Source organism: Stenotrophomonas sp. YJH_SMC_46, from assembly GCF_059370315.1.
In genome coordinates, this window is the sequence record NZ_JCAFTO010000001.1 from 767,027 (window position 1) to 780,934 (window position 13,908).

The window sequence follows — 13,908 nt, forward strand, 5'->3', positions numbered from 1 at the left end:
ATAACGTCCAATGATCTGAAATCGTTTACAACGTGCGTTCTTAAAAAACCACGAAAAACGTGGCTTGACACCGCGATCATTGCCCACGCCGCTGCCCCTTGGCCGGCAGCGGCGTGGGCAATGGACCGGCACAGGGCCGGCCATTGCCGTTTTCACCGATGCCGCCAGCGAGCCGGCGGCATCGGGTCATGCATCACCGCCCGGGCTTAGAAGCGGAAGCCCACTTCGGCCTTGACCTGGCGCGGAGTACCGATGATGTCGCCGGTCTCGTTGTAGCTGGCCTGCAGCTTGCCGTTGGTCTTGACGTAGTTGTAGGTGGAGAAGTTGTCGAAGTTGAACACGTTGATGATGTCCAGGCGGGCGTACAGTTCGGTGTTGCCCGCCAGCTTGAACGTCTTCGTCGCCTGCAGGTCGACCGAACGGTAGCCGAAGATCTTGCCACCCACCAGGAATTTGCCGGTGGCGTTGGGCACGGCCGCCTGCGGAGTCGGCAGGGTGTAGCCGCTGGCCTGCATCACCGGGTACCAGTCGTTGACCGCGGTCGGGGTGGCCAGGGTGATCTTGCCGCCGAAAGTGATGCCCCAGAAGCCCGCGTAGGAACCGGTCACCACCAGGCGGTGGCGCGGCGCGCCGTTGGAGCGGATGGTCGGGTAGTCACCGATCAGGCCGCGATCAAAGGCGTACTTCTCGTTGATGTCGCGGTTGTGGCGCGCAGTGGTCCAGGTATAGGCGATCGAGGTGCCCCAGCCGCTTTCCTTGGTGAACGGCTTCTGTGCCGACAACAGGACCTGGGTGGCGCGGGTCTTGATGCCCTGCTGGCCGATGATCAGGCTGCCGAAGCCCGGCACGTTGCAGCTCCAGGCCTGGCTCAGGCCTGCGGAGGTGCCGCCGCACAGGCGCGGATCATCGAAGAACTGGCCGGTCGGGTAGCGGTTGCCCAGGGTGAAGGCGAAGCCGTCGTAGCTCAGGGTACGAGCGATGGTGGCATCGGTCAGCCAGTCGCCGATCTGGTTGCTCATGCCCAGGCTGAACTGATCGGAGTACGGCGCCTTCAGCTTGTTGTTCAGCAGGTCAACCTCCAGCCCGGCATTGCTGGTCGCGCCGACCAGTGCCTGCAGGTTGCCGATGCCGTTGAGCAGGTTCGGGTTCCAGTCATAGCAGGCGGCCTGGCCGTTGATGCAGGCGCCAGTGGCCGGGTTGCGGAAGTAGATGGTCGGCTGCGGCAGGGCCAGCTTGGTGGTTTCCAGCTGCAGGTTGTCGAACAGGTCACGGTCGTAGGAACGGCCGGCACCACCGTGGATCACGTGCTGCTCGTCGGCATTGATGTCATACGAGAAGCCCAGGCGCGGCTGCCAGGCATCCTTGAATGCCTTGCGGTTGTGGCCGTTGCTGATGTAGTCGCTGATGTCCAGGCCGCCCAGTGCCAGCGAATCGGCATAGGTCTGGCCGGCGGGGGCGCGCGGATCCTGCGAATAGATGGCGTCGACCACCTGCTGCGGGGTCACGAAGTCCAGGTAGGACGGGGTCTTTTCGTAGTCCCAGCGCAGGCCGATGTTCAGCTGCAGGTGGTCGTTGACCTGCCAGTCGTCCTGGATGAACACGCCGTACTGCTTGGACTTCGAACGCACTTCGCCGGACACGCCGGACACGCCGGTCACCGGCTTGACGAACTGCGCCTTGTACGGAATCGAATCGGGGAAGTCCGGATCGCCCAGCGAGTAGGTGAAGGTCGGGTTGATCTGTGCCGCATCGGATGCGTACAGATCGATCGCCTTGTACTTCACGCCCATCTTGATGGTGTGGTCACCGGCCCACTGGATGCCATCCAGGGTCAGGTTGTCTTCGATCGACCAGCCCTTCTGGCCCTTCACCTGCGAATCCAGTGCCGAGGCGCCACCGATCTTCACGATGGTGCGGTCTTCGGGGCCGTCCGGTGCGGTGTAGGTGATGCCGTTGGCCAGCGTCAGCGGGGTCGGGTTGTTGAACGAGTCTTCGTGGGTGACCATCAACTCGTTGTAGTAGCGCTCACCGCTGTGGTTCCAGCGCAGGGCGTAACGACGGTCGGTGTTGACCACTTCACGGCCGGCTTCCGGCGAGGTCTGGCCACTGAACTGCGACTGGGTTTCGTCGCGGTCCTGGAAGGTCAGCTCGATGCGATCGTTGTCGGTCGGCTCGAAGTCGATCTTGCCGAAGATCAGGTCCTGCTGGAACGGCTGGCTGGCCGGGCCAAGGCCGGCGGCGCCGGCCGGCGGCAGCAGGCCGGCAGCGCCGGTGACCGCGCCATCCGGCGCGATGGTGACCGGCAGGTCGAAGCGCTTGGCTTCGTAGGTCACGAAGAAGTGCGCCTTGTCCTGGATGATCGGGCCGCCCAGGGCGAAGCCGTATTCCTTCTCGGCCGAGACCATCTTCTCCTTGCCACCCTGGCGCTCGGCCGGGGTCTTGGCACGCATGTCTTCATCGGTGTAGCGGTAGAACGCCTCACCCTTGAACTCATTGGTGCCGGACTTGGTTGCAGCCGTCACCGCGGCGCTCGACACCTGGCCATACTCGGCCTTGTAGTTGCCGCTGATGACCTTGTATTCGCCGATGGCCAGCTGCGGGAACGGGTTGCCGGCGCTGCCGGACTGGCCGGCCACGCCGCCGCCCTTGACGTAGCTCTTCTGGCCCACGCCGTCGATGTACACGTTGGTGCCATCGGCATTGGTGGCGCCGCCGCGCAGCGAGGTGTTGCCCTTGGCGTCGCGGGTGAAGATCAGGCCCGGCACCGCGTCGGCGAACTCCAGGAAGTTGCGCGATACCTGCGGGGTGGTCTGGATCTGCTGCAGGCTGACGGTCTTGCCGACTTCGGAGGTGCGCACTTCCTGCAGCAGGGTCGGTGCAACAACGTTGACGGTGTCCAGGTTGGTGGCCGCGGTCGAACCCGGGGTGCTGCTGGCGGCACCGGCAAAGTTCAGCGTCGCGGTCGAGGCCACGGTGACGGTGACCTTCTGGGTCTGGCCGTTGGCGACCACGTTGTAGGTGCCCGGATCCAGGCCCATCAGCGAGTAGCTGCCGTCGGCGCGGATGGTGCCACGGCGGACGGTACCGGTGGCCACGTTGGTGGCGGTCACTTCGGTGCCTGCCTGGGCGCCGGCAACCTGGCCGCGCAGGCTGGCGTTGGCCGACTGCGCCATGACGTTGGGGGCGGCAGCCAGCATCAGGCAGCTGACCAGTGCGGTGCTCAGCAGCCGGCGCGCCGGCATGCGGAAGGTGGTATGCATCATCAACTCAATCTCCGGGTGGCGGTAACCGCTTGCGCGGTCCCTGCGATCAATCAAAAAAGAAGGAACGCCTCTGGCTTCAACGGCCGGATGGCGGAGTGGTGGAATCGCGAACAATCAAGCGGGGAACCAGGGTCTGCTTGTCCCCTGCCCCATCCGTGGAGGTGCCGTCCATCAACTGCATCAGACGCGTCATGGCCCGGTCGCCGAGCTCGGCGATGCTGACCTGCATGGTGGTCAGCGACGGGTGGACGAAACGCGCCAGTGGAATGTCATCGAAACCCGCCAGGGCAACATCGGCGGGCACACGGACGCCGGCCTGGGTGAATGCATACAGGCACCCCAGGGCCATCATGTCGTTGGCGGCGAATACGGCATCGGGCAGCGCTCCGGCTGCCAGCAACTCCTGACCGGCACGATGGCCGGAAGCTTCGTCGAAATCACCGGGCAACTCGATGCCTTCGGCGCCACCGCCAAAAGCCACCAGCGCGTCACGGAAGCCGCGCAGGCGCTCGCGCGCGTCGAAGTTGAGATCCGGGCCAGAAATGAAAGCGATGCGACGGTGGCCGGCGTCCAGCAGGTGGCGGGTCATCGCCATCGCACCTGCGTGGTCATCGATGCTCAGCACCGGGTGGTCCTGCCCGGGCAGATAGGTATTGATCAACACCGTCGGCAGCGACTGCGGCAGGTTGTCGGTCAGGAAGCCCGGGCTCTCGGCGTAGGGCGAGAGCACAAGCAGGCCGTCGACGCGGCCGCGCATGGCACGCAGGGCCGCGCCCTGCTGTTCCTGGTCGCCGTGGTAGCTGGACACCAGCAGGTGCTGGCGGCGGTTGCGGGCCACGCCGTCGATGCCGCGCATCAACTCGGAGAAGAATTCGCCGTACAGGTCAGGCAGCACCACGCCCACCGTATTGGTGCGGCGGCTGCTCAGGCTGCGGGCGGCGGCGTGCGGGGTGTAACGCAACCGTGCGGCCACCTCCAGCACAAGCTGGCGGACCGGTTCGGCGACATTTTCATGCCCGTTGAGCGCGCGGGAAACCGTGGCCACGGAGACCCGGGCTTCGCGTGCGACGTCTTTGATTGTGATAGCTGCCTTGTTCACGAAGCCGCCCTCCACGGCTTGGACCTACCAGCATTGGCGCGGAATGTAAGCGTTTCCATCTGGGCTTGTAAACAGTCCGTTAGGCGAATGTCCCGAAATGGACATGAAAACCTGTCCGTGGCGAGGCCCATGAAGGACCCGCCAGGACAGCGTGGGACAAGGGCTCAGCCCTGTTCTGACGGGGTCTGCGCGCGGATGGACAACGCGTGGATATCGGTCTCCATCATCGACCCCAGCGCGGCATAGACCGCGCGGTGCCGGGCCAGCGGACCCAGCCCGGCGAAGCGCTCACTGACCACATGCACGTTGAAATGGCCGCGGCCATCGCGTGCACCGGCATGACCGGCGTGACGATGGCTGTCGTCTTCGATTTCCAGCACGCTGGGGGCCAGCGCCTGCTGCAGTGCGTCACGCATCCGCTCGATCCGCTCCGCGTTCACGGCAGGACCTTGCGGAACGGCCGCACCTGCACATGGGTGTATACGCCGGCGGCGACGTACGGGTCGGCATCGGCCCAGGCCTGTGCCTGTGGCAGCGACTCGAACTGTGCAATCACCAGCGACCCACTGAAGCCGGCCGGACCCGGGTCCTCGCTGTCCACCGCCGGGCACGGCCCGGCCAGCAGCAGGCGCCCCTCGTCGCGCAGCGCATTCAGGCGCGCCAGGTGTTCCGGCCGCGCCTGCAGCCGCTGCGCCAGCACATCCTGGCCGTCATGCCCTTCGATCACATACCACACCGGCATTTCCTCGCTTGCTTTGTCGGGTGCGCAGATTCTAGCCAATGCGCTCCCTGCCCCGGCCCGGCTGGACACTGGCGCGACAAAGGCTTACCCTAGACTCCATTGCACGTGGTGGATGCAGCAGCCCGTCGGTTTTGCGGCCAACGCAGCCCCCGACGACCGTCCCGCTGCTTCAAACCGGACCATCCGGCCGGGCCACGTAGACGACCTCCCCGTAGTTCTGTCGCTGCCGTCTCCTGCGGCGCGTCCTGCTGTTTGATATGTGTGGAATCGCGCCGATCCCGGCGTGTCTGGTGCCCTGGGGCGCCGTGGCGTTGGCCCGGCGAACCCGGTGCCGCGACTGGTCCGTTGCAATCCTGATGTCCATTAGATGACTTCCGAACTCGCGCTTGACGCGAACCCGCCAACCCGGCCGCCCGCCCCCCAGCAGCAGGAAATGCCGCTGGCCGTGGTGCATGGGCAACCGGTCCTGCAGATCCCGCAGGACCTGTACATCCCGCCGGACGCGCTGGAAGTCATCCTGGACGCCTTCGAAGGCCCGCTGGACCTGCTGCTGTACCTGATCCGCCGCCAGAACCTGGATGTACTGGACATCCCCGTCGCCGAGATCACCCGGCAGTACGTGGAATACATCACTGTGATGCGCGAGCTGCGCTTCGAGCTGGCGGCCGAGTACCTGGTGATGGCCGCGATCCTGGCCGAGGTGAAGTCGCGGATGCTGTTGCCGCGCCCGGTCAGCGAGGAAGGCGATGAGGCCGACCCGCGCGCCGAGCTGGTGCGCCGGCTGCAGGAGTACGAACGTTTCAAGCAGGCCGCCGAGGACATCGACGCCCTGCCCCGTCAGGACCGCGACACCACGGTGGCGCATGCCTTCATGCCCGAACGCGCCACGGTGAAGCTGCCGCCGCCGGTGGACCTGAAGGAAATGCTGCTGGCTTTGCACGACGTGCTCAAGCGCGCCGAGCTGTTCAGCGGCCACGCCATCAAGCGCGAGGCACTGAGCGTGCGGCAACGCATGGGCGAGGTACTCGGCCGCCTGGAAGACGGCAGGTTCTATCGCTTCGAAGGGCTGTTCACGGCCGAAGAAGGCAAGCTGGGCGTGCTGGTCACGTTCCTGGCGGTGCTGGAGCTGGCCAAGGAACAGCTGCTGGACATCGTCCAGGAAGAACCGCTGGCGCCGATCTACGTCAAGTCGCTGGCGGCCGGCAACACCAACGCCCCGCTGCAGTTCAGCAGCGAGTTTGACGACAACGACGCCGCCAATGCCAATGAGTGAGCGCTGAGTGCCGATGGACCAATCGCTGATCGACCGCATTGTCGAGGGTGCCCTGCTGGCCTCCAGCCAGCCGCTCACCCTGGCCCAGCTGAAGGACCTGTTCCCGGAAGATGAGCCCGCACCGCCAGGCAGCATCGAACGTGCGCTGGAACGGCTGCGCGAGGCCTGCGAAGGACGCGGCGTGGAACTGGTCGAGGTCGCTTCGGGCTTCCGCTACCAGGTCACCAGCGAAGTGCATGGCTGGATCAGCCGGCTGTGGACGGAACGCAAGACCCGCTACACCCGTGCCACCCTGGAAACCCTGGCGCTGATCGCCTACCGGCAGCCGATCACCCGCGGCGAGATCGAACAGGTGCGCGGCGTGGCGGTCAGCAGCAACATCATCCAGGCACTGGAAGAACGCGAATGGATCCGCGTGGTCGGCCACCGCGACGTGCCCGGCAAGCCGGCACTGTTCGGCACCACCAAGGGCTTCCTGGACTACTTCGGGCTGAAGCGGCTGGACGAACTGCCGCCGCTGTCGGAACTGAAGGACTTGGGCGAGCTGGAACCGCAGCTGGCGCTGGACCGCGATGCTCCGGCCGTTGCCGGCGCCGACGGTCCGGACGTCTCGGCCGACGGCGCTGCCGCCAACGACGACGCCGGCCTGGCCGGCAGTGACACCCCCGATTCCGCCGATGCAGCGCCTGCGTCGGCCACCGATGAGCAAGCACCTTCGCCCCTCGATGATGGGCACCCCGATTCCGCGCCGGGCGAGCGCGCGGTGCCCCTGAACGAACGCGAAGACAACGCCGTCGCGATGACGACCGTGGCTGTTGACCAAGCCGATTCCGAACCAGAGGCCGACCTCGAAACCGTCGGCCGGAGCAAAACTGATGAGTGACACCCCCCGTAACAAGCTCTCGCTGAAGCGCGAAGCCACCTCCGAACAGTTCAAGCTGGAAGAGCGCCTGCACAAAGTGCTGGCCCAGGCCGGCCTCGGCTCGCGCCGTGCGCTGGAACAGCGCATCGCCGAGGGCCTGGTCAAGGTCAACGGTGAAGTCGCGCAGACCGGCATGTCGGTCAAGAGCGGCGACAGGATCGAACTGGACGGTCGCGGCTTCGTCGCCACCGCCCTGTCCGAACCGTCGCGCGTGCTGGTCTACAACAAGCCTGAAGGCGAAGTGACCACCCGCGAAGATCCCGAAGGCCGCCCGACCGTGTTCGAATCGCTGCCGCCGCTGAAGGGCGCGCGCTGGATCGCGATCGGCCGCCTGGACATCAACACCACCGGCCTGCTGCTGGCCACCACCGACGGTGAACTGGCCAACGCCATGATGCACCCGTCGTTCGAGGTCGAGCGCGAGTACGTGGTGCGCGTGCGTGCACCGGAAGGCGAGGAAAAGGTCTCCGACGCCATCGTCGATCGCCTCAGCCGTGGCGTCGCGCTGGAGGACGGTCCGGCCAAGTTCGATGAGATCGAACGCATCGGCGGCACCGATTCGCACGACTGGTTCCGCGTCGTGGTGAAGGAAGGCCGCAACCGCGAAGTGCGCCGCCTGTGGGAATCGCAGGGCTGCCAGGTCAGCCGCCTGAAGCGCACCCGCTACGGCAAGGTGAGCCTGCCGCGCGAACTGGCCCGTGGCCATTCGGTGGAACTGGGCACCGCCCAGGTTGAAGCCCTGCGTGCGCAGCTGAAGCTGGAAGAAGGCGCGCCGTCGGCGCTGACCCTGCAGCCGGTGATCGGCCAGCGTCGCGCCGCCAAGACCACCGTGCGCGTGCGCGAAGGTGGCCGCGGCAATGCCTACGTCAATGGCCACAACACCGCTGACGAAGGTCGCGAGCTGCGCCGTTTCGACAACGTCCGCGAAGACCGCGGCCGTGGCCGCGGCGGCAAGGGTGGCGGCTTCAAGGGCGGCCTGACGGTCAGCGGTGAAGCGGCAGCCAAGCAGTCGCAGAAGCCGTTCAAGCAGCGCGCCCCGAAGAATGATCGCTCGCTGCCGGAAGGCAATCCGGCGGCATTCCGCACCTGGTACGTGCCGGATGGCGTGAGCACCGGCCCGAGCGGCCATCGCAACGCCGGTCCGGGCGCGCGCGGCCCCGGTGCCCGTGGTCCGGGTGCAGGCGGCCAGGGCCGTCCGTATGGCAAGCCGAAGGGTCCGGGTGCAGGCGCCGGTGGCGGGCAGGGCCGTGGCGGTTTCGGCGGTGAAGGCCGTGGCGGCGCAGGCGGCCAAGGTCGTCCGGCCGGTGCCGGCAACCGCTCGCAGGGCCAGGGCAACAGGCACCCGTACGGCCATCCGGGCAATGCCCCGAGCTTCCCGTCCGACCACGCCACGCCGGGCTTCAACCCCTACGGCAGCCCGAAGCCGGCGCACGGTGCGCGTCCGGGCGGTCGTGGTCCGGGCGGCGGCAACCGTGGCCCGGGCGGCAATCGCGGCCCTGGCGGCCCGGGTGGGAACCGTGGTCCGGGCGGCCCCGGTGGCAACCGCGGACCGGGCGGCCCGCGCCGCAGCGGCCCGCGCGGCGGCTGATCACCGGCACGACTGAAATGAAAACCCCGGCTCCGGCCGGGGTTTTTCTTTGAAAAGGGGACGGAGGGGATTAAGTCGTTTTTGCCACGGCCTGTATCAAAGGGGCGAAAGCGACTTAATCCCCTCCGTCCCCTTTTGCGTGGCGCTGGAACGCGGCGGGCGTGGTGCCGGTCATGCCGCGGAAGAAGGCGATGAACGGGCTCTCGGCGGAGAAGCCGGTGTCCTGGGCCACATGCACGACGCGATGACCGAGCAACAGCAGCTCCATGGCCCGCATCAGGCGCCATTGCTGGCGCCAGGCCTGATAGCCCATGCCTGTATCGCGTTGCATCAACCGGCCAACCGTACGCGCGCTCAGGCCGGTACGCGTGGCCAGTTCGTGCAGTTCGGGCGGCAGCTGTTCGGCCAACGGCAGGCAACGTGCAATGCGCGGATCACGCGGCAAAGGCAGGTCCATCGGCGCCACCGGTGCAGCAGCGATTTCCAGCACGCACAACGCCAGTTGGTGGTGCGCGCGCGGCGACTGCCAGTCATGGTCGAACGGCGCCTGCGCAATCGGCTCCAGCAAGGCCTGCAGCAGCGGCCCCACGCCGATGATCGCCGGTTGCCGGGGCAGCTGGGCTGACAGGGTGGCGTCGAAGTACAACGAACGGTAGTCGACCGCCTGGCGCATCTGCGCGCGATGGCGTAGCCCACCGGGAATCCACGCGGCGCGCGCGGGCGGCAGCAGGCTGATGCGATCACCGTAGGTGAGGCGCGTGCAGCCCTGCCGGGTGTAGAGCAGTTGCGCGCGTGCATGCTGGTGCCAACCCGAGTCGTGATCCGCCAGTGAGGCTGCGATCCCCAGCACCGGAGCGCTCCAGGCATCGGCGTCGAAGTGCGTGTGCGGCTGCAACCAGGCCATGTCTGATTTCATACATTCGATGACAGGATAGACAGGGTGCGTCATTGCAGTCGCGACCACAATGCGCAGCCCCGTTTCTGGAGCGCCCGCATGTCGCGCCGCCTGTTGTTGCTCACCATTGCACTGCTGATGTTTCCGCAGTTGGCACAGACCCTGTACAGCCCGGCCCTGGCCGATCTGGCCAAACGCTTCGCCCTGCCGCCGGGTACCGCCAGCCAGGCCATGAGCCTGTATCTGTTCGGCTTCGCTGCAGGCGTGCTGCTGTGGGGGCGCCTGGCCGATCGTATCGGTCGTCGCCCGGCCCTTCTATGTGGCTTGGGCGTCTTTGCCGTGGCTGCACTGGGCGGCCTGCTCGCTGGTAGCTTCGGCCAGGTGTTGCTGGCCCAAGCGCTGGCCGCGGTTGGCGCCGCCGCCGCTTCGGTGGTCACCCAGACCGTGCTGCGCGACCACCTGCAGGGACCCGCGTTGGCGCAGGCATTCTCCTGGATCGGCATGGCCCTGGCCCTGAGCCCGGCCATCGGCCTTGCACTGGGCACGCTGCTGGTCGCCGTCCATGGCTATGTCGGCGTACAGTCCGGCCTGCTGCTGACCGCTGCCGTGCTGGCAGTCGCATGCCTGGCTGGCCTGCGCGAAAGCCGCCCTGCACATATCCCGCACACGCCCATGCTGCCGCTGCTGCGGCAACTGCTGTGCGATCGCTGGATCTGGTCACACGCATTGCTGGTGATGGCTTTCAACGTAGCGATGTACAGCTGGTACGCGCTCGGTCCTTTCGTATTTGCGCGCCTGCACTGGCCCGCCGCCTGGTTCGGCGCCAGCGGCGCGTTGCTGGCACTGGGCTCGGCACTGGGTGCATGGGGCAATGGCCGCCTGTTGCGTGCCGGCGTTGCCGCGGCCACGCGCATCCGCACCGCCGCAGGCCTGGTTCTGACGGGAGGCCTGCTGGCTGCGCTGCTGCATGATCACCCTGCCGTGGTCGCGACGATGGTGCCGGTGGTGACGGGCTTCGGCCTTGCCATTCCCAATGTGCTGGGCCAGGCCCTGCGCGGCTACCCACATTGTCTTGGCAGTGCAGGCGCACTGTTCGGCCTGCTCTACTACCTGTTGATCGGTGCGGCAATGGCGTTGGTCGGTGCAGTGCAGCTGCTGGCCCCGACGCTCATCGTGTGTGGCCTGCTGGCCTTCTGGCTGCAGCGGCGGCGTCCCGCTGCGACCTAGGAATTGCTGCAAAAACAGCGCACTGTGCGCGGCTTCCGGGAACGGCTTTGATTCGCTGGCTATCGTGCGCGCTGTCCCACACAAGACCGATGCCCATGATCACCATCACCGCCGAACAGGCCCGCGCCAACGCTGACGCCGCCAAGCGCCCGATCGAACTGTTCTACCGCGACCTCGACAACGCCATCCAGGCCGCCTCGGAAAATGGCCGTCGCTACATCGTGTTCGGCTTCAGCCAGGTAATGGCCAGCGAGCAGCTCGTCGAAGACGCGGTCGCACAATTGCTGAAAAATGGTTTCGATGTCGAACGGCTGTTGAGCGATTCCGAACAGCACTACATCCGCATCAGCTGGGGAACTGCCCAGCCGACGCGCCTCAGCGCCGGCTGATGGTGAAGGCGGCGCCGTCCACGCCCAGGTCCCAGCCCTTGCCGGTACCGGACAGGGCCAGCGAGATGTCGCCCTTGGTCATCACCTGCGCGTTGCTGGATTTCACCGCACCCGCATGCGCACCCACCGACGCGTAGGTACCCAGCAGTTCGTTGACGCTGACCGCACCGGTGAAGCTGCCACGCCCATTGGTGATCTTCGACTTGCCCACGGTCAGGCCCCCGCCCTTCACTTCGATACGCACCGGCATGCTGGCGCCATTGGCGCAGGTGACCGTGCCGGTGCCGGAAGCGGTCTTGTAGATCAGCGACCAACCGGACAGGTTGTAGCGCAGCTGGCAATCGAGATTGCCGGCGGCGTGTGCAGCTGGGGCCAGCGTTGCAGCAGACAGGGCCAGCAGCAGGGCGAGAGGCTTGTTCATGGCGGCACTTCCAGTTCGGTCGGACTGCCGGCGAATCTAGCAGCGCGCGCGTGCAGATTGGATGCAGGCGCGCGCGCTGGTGCGGCGGTGTTCAGGCCGTGGCTCAGGCCTGTTCGTCCAGGCGAAAGGCATCGGCATCGAGCATCGCCGGGAAGCGCGCACGATGCGCGGCCAGTGCTTCGGCCGAAATGGTGGTGGTCACCACCTGTTCGCGTTCGCGGATCTCCACCTGCGGCTGGCCGAGGAAGTCGATCACCGCGCTGTCGCCGGCGTAGTGCAGCTGGTTGCCGTCCACGCCGACGCGGTTTACCGCCGCCACGAAGCACAGGTTCTCGATCGCGCGCGCACGCAGCAGGGTTTTCCACGCATAGGCGCGCGCCGACGGCCAGTTGGCCACGAAGATCTGCAGGTCGAAATCCAGCTGCTGCGGGCGTTCGACGTTGTAGCGGTTGCGGCAGAACACCGGGAAGCGCAGGTCGTAGCAGACCTGCGGATTGATCCGCCAGCCCTTCCATTCCACGCTCAGGCGCTCACGGCCAGCGGCATAGCGCTCGTGCTCGCCGCCGTAACGGAACAGGTGGCGCTTGTCGTAGTACTGCAGGTTGCCATCGGGGGTGGCGAACAGCAGGCGGTTGTACACGCCCTCGCCGTCGCGCAGCTGCACGCTGCCGATCACCGCCGCACCCAGGGCCCGGGCCTGTTCGCGCGCCCAGGCCACGGTCGGGCCGTCCATGCCTTCGGCCTGGGCAATGGCGTCATTGGAGAAGCCACTGGTGAAGGTCTCCGGCAGGATCACCAGGTCGGTGGTGCCGGCCAGCGGTGCGAGCAGCGCGCCGTAGTAGGCGCGGTTGCCGACCGGATCGTGCCAGCGGGTGTCACCCTGGACGAGGGAAATGCGCAGGTCCTGCATGTTCACGCCTCCGCTCAGAGCAGGCGCAGGCGTTCGATCGCCGCGTCCATCGTTGCTTCATTCTTCGCAAAGCACAGGCGCACCAGGCGCTGGCCGGCCGGCGGCGTCTCGTAGAACGGCGACAGCGGGATGGCGGTCACGCCCTTCTCGATGGTCAGCCACTTCACGAACTCATGGTCCGGCAGGTCGCTGATGGCCGAGTAGTCGACCAGCTGGAAGTAGCCGCCCGGGACCGGCAGCGCCTTCAGGCGGGTACCGGTCAGCTGCTCGCGGAAACGGTCGCGCTTGGCCTGGTAGAACGCGCCCAGTTCCAGGTGGTGTTGGGGTTCGTCGCGGATCATCGCGGCGAAGCCGTACTGGGCCGGGCCGAAGCTGGTGAACGTGTTGTACTGGTGCACCTTGCGGAATTCAGCGGTCAGCAATGGCGGCGCCACGGCGTAGCCGATCTTCCAGCCAGTGCAGTGGTAGGTCTTGCCGAAGCTGGAAATGACGAAGGTGCGCTCGCGCAGTTCGGGATGGCGCAGCGCCGACTCATGGCGGCGACCGTCGTAGATGATGTGCTCGTACACCTCATCGGAGACCAGGTAGATCTGCGTGCCGCGCAGCAGCGCGGCCAGCGCCTGCATGTCAGCCTCGTCCAGCATCGCACCGGACGGATTGTGCGGGGTGTTGACCATCAGCATGCGGGTGCGCGGGGTGATTGCCGCGCGCACGCGGTCCCAGTCCACAGCGAAGGTCTGCGGGTCCAGCGGCACGTGCACGGCCTTGGCACCGGCAAGCTCGATCGCCGGCTCGTAGCAGTCATAGGCCGGGTCGAGCACGATGACTTCCTCGCCGGCGCGCACCACCGCGTGGATGGCATTGAAGATGGCCTCGGTGGCGCCACTGGTGACGGTGATTTCGGTGTCCGGATCAATGGTGGCGCCGTACAGGTCCAGCGACTTCTGTGCGATGGCCTGGCGCAGCGGCGCCACGCCGGTCATCGGCGGATACTGGTTGAGGCCGGCCGCCATCGCCCTGGCGGTCTCATCGATCAGGCGCTGCGGCGCGGAAAAGTCCGGGAACCCCTGGCCCAGGTTGACCGCGCCATGTTCGGCAGCGAGCTGGGACATCACGGTGAAGATCGTGGTACCGACCTTGGGCAGCTTGGTGGTGGGTTGCATCGGCCTGGACTGTGGA

The 13,908-nt window shown here is 66.7% G+C and carries 13 protein-coding genes; 5 read left to right on the top strand and 8 right to left on the bottom strand.

Features of this window, described 5'->3' with window-relative positions; translation table 11 throughout:
• Positions 1-206 precede the first annotated feature (206 nt).
• The 4 genes from AC5P8C_RS03550 to AC5P8C_RS03565 all read right to left on the bottom strand — a co-directional run bounded on the left by AC5P8C_RS03550 (position 207) and on the right by AC5P8C_RS03565 (position 5,098).
• Complete coding sequence (locus AC5P8C_RS03550) at positions 207-3,263, bottom strand: TonB-dependent receptor (protein WP_019660461.1); 3,057 nt, start codon at positions 3,261-3,263, stop codon at positions 207-209.
• A gap of 76 nt (positions 3,264-3,339) precedes the next feature.
• Positions 3,340-4,377, bottom strand: coding sequence for a LacI family DNA-binding transcriptional regulator (locus AC5P8C_RS03555; protein ID WP_019660462.1), 1,038 nt, complete (start codon positions 4,375-4,377; stop codon positions 3,340-3,342).
• A 149-nt stretch (positions 4,378-4,526) separates the two neighbouring features.
• Positions 4,527-4,778 (bottom strand): BolA family protein, encoded by a 252-nt coding sequence (locus AC5P8C_RS03560; protein ID WP_032953611.1) that lies wholly within the window; start codon positions 4,776-4,778, stop codon positions 4,527-4,529.
• A gap of 20 nt (positions 4,779-4,798) precedes the next feature.
• On the bottom strand, positions 4,799-5,098 hold the full coding sequence (locus tag AC5P8C_RS03565; protein WP_495218392.1) for a YciI family protein: 300 nt from the start codon (positions 5,096-5,098) through the stop codon (positions 4,799-4,801).
• A 373-nt stretch (positions 5,099-5,471) separates the two neighbouring features.
• Here AC5P8C_RS03565 and AC5P8C_RS03570 point away from each other — a divergent pair, with 373 nt between their 5' ends.
• The 3 genes from AC5P8C_RS03570 to AC5P8C_RS03580 are packed head-to-tail and all read left to right on the top strand — an operon-like array spanning position 5,472 to position 8,887.
• Positions 5,472-6,377: a segregation and condensation protein A gene (locus tag AC5P8C_RS03570; protein WP_019660465.1), complete on the top strand. Its 906-nt coding sequence runs from the start codon at positions 5,472-5,474 to the stop codon at positions 6,375-6,377.
• A 13-nt stretch (positions 6,378-6,390) separates the two neighbouring features.
• Complete coding sequence (scpB, locus tag AC5P8C_RS03575) at positions 6,391-7,260, top strand: SMC-Scp complex subunit ScpB (protein ID WP_019660466.1); 870 nt, start codon at positions 6,391-6,393, stop codon at positions 7,258-7,260.
• Positions 7,253-8,887: a pseudouridine synthase gene (locus AC5P8C_RS03580; RefSeq protein WP_021203003.1), complete on the top strand. Its 1,635-nt coding sequence runs from the start codon at positions 7,253-7,255 to the stop codon at positions 8,885-8,887. Before scpB ends, AC5P8C_RS03580 begins: the two co-directional genes overlap by 8 nt.
• A 115-nt stretch (positions 8,888-9,002) precedes the next feature.
• Here the strand turns inward: AC5P8C_RS03580 and AC5P8C_RS03585 are convergent, their stop codons facing one another.
• The gene (locus AC5P8C_RS03585) at positions 9,003-9,791 is read right to left on the bottom strand and encodes an AraC family transcriptional regulator (RefSeq protein ID WP_233653943.1); all 789 of its coding nucleotides are present in this window, start codon (positions 9,789-9,791) and stop codon (positions 9,003-9,005) included.
• Positions 9,792-9,881: 90 nt separating this feature from the next.
• On the opposite strand from AC5P8C_RS03585, the gene AC5P8C_RS03590 reads away from it, so the two are divergent.
• Entirely contained in the window at positions 9,882-11,009 is a 1,128-nt protein-coding gene (locus tag AC5P8C_RS03590; RefSeq protein ID WP_495218344.1) for an MFS transporter, read from the top strand.
• A 95-nt stretch (positions 11,010-11,104) separates the two neighbouring features.
• Positions 11,105-11,398 (top strand): hypothetical protein, encoded by a 294-nt coding sequence (locus AC5P8C_RS03595; protein WP_111097848.1) that lies wholly within the window; start codon positions 11,105-11,107, stop codon positions 11,396-11,398.
• Here AC5P8C_RS03595 and AC5P8C_RS03600 read toward each other — a convergent pair.
• The 3 genes from AC5P8C_RS03600 to AC5P8C_RS03610 all read right to left on the bottom strand — a co-directional run bounded on the left by AC5P8C_RS03600 (position 11,385) and on the right by AC5P8C_RS03610 (position 13,892).
• Positions 11,385-11,819, bottom strand: a complete 435-nt coding sequence (locus AC5P8C_RS03600; protein ID WP_111097849.1) for a hypothetical protein — start codon at positions 11,817-11,819, stop codon at positions 11,385-11,387. The two genes, AC5P8C_RS03595 and AC5P8C_RS03600, sit on opposite strands and share 14 nt — an antisense overlap.
• Before the next feature lie 103 nt (positions 11,820-11,922).
• Positions 11,923-12,729, bottom strand: a complete 807-nt coding sequence (locus tag AC5P8C_RS03605) for an amidohydrolase (protein WP_019660472.1) — start codon at positions 12,727-12,729, stop codon at positions 11,923-11,925.
• Positions 12,730-12,743: 14 nt separating this feature from the next.
• On the bottom strand, positions 12,744-13,892 hold the full coding sequence (locus AC5P8C_RS03610; protein ID WP_495218345.1) for a pyridoxal phosphate-dependent aminotransferase: 1,149 nt from the start codon (positions 13,890-13,892) through the stop codon (positions 12,744-12,746).
• Positions 13,893-13,908: the final 16 nt, after the last annotated feature.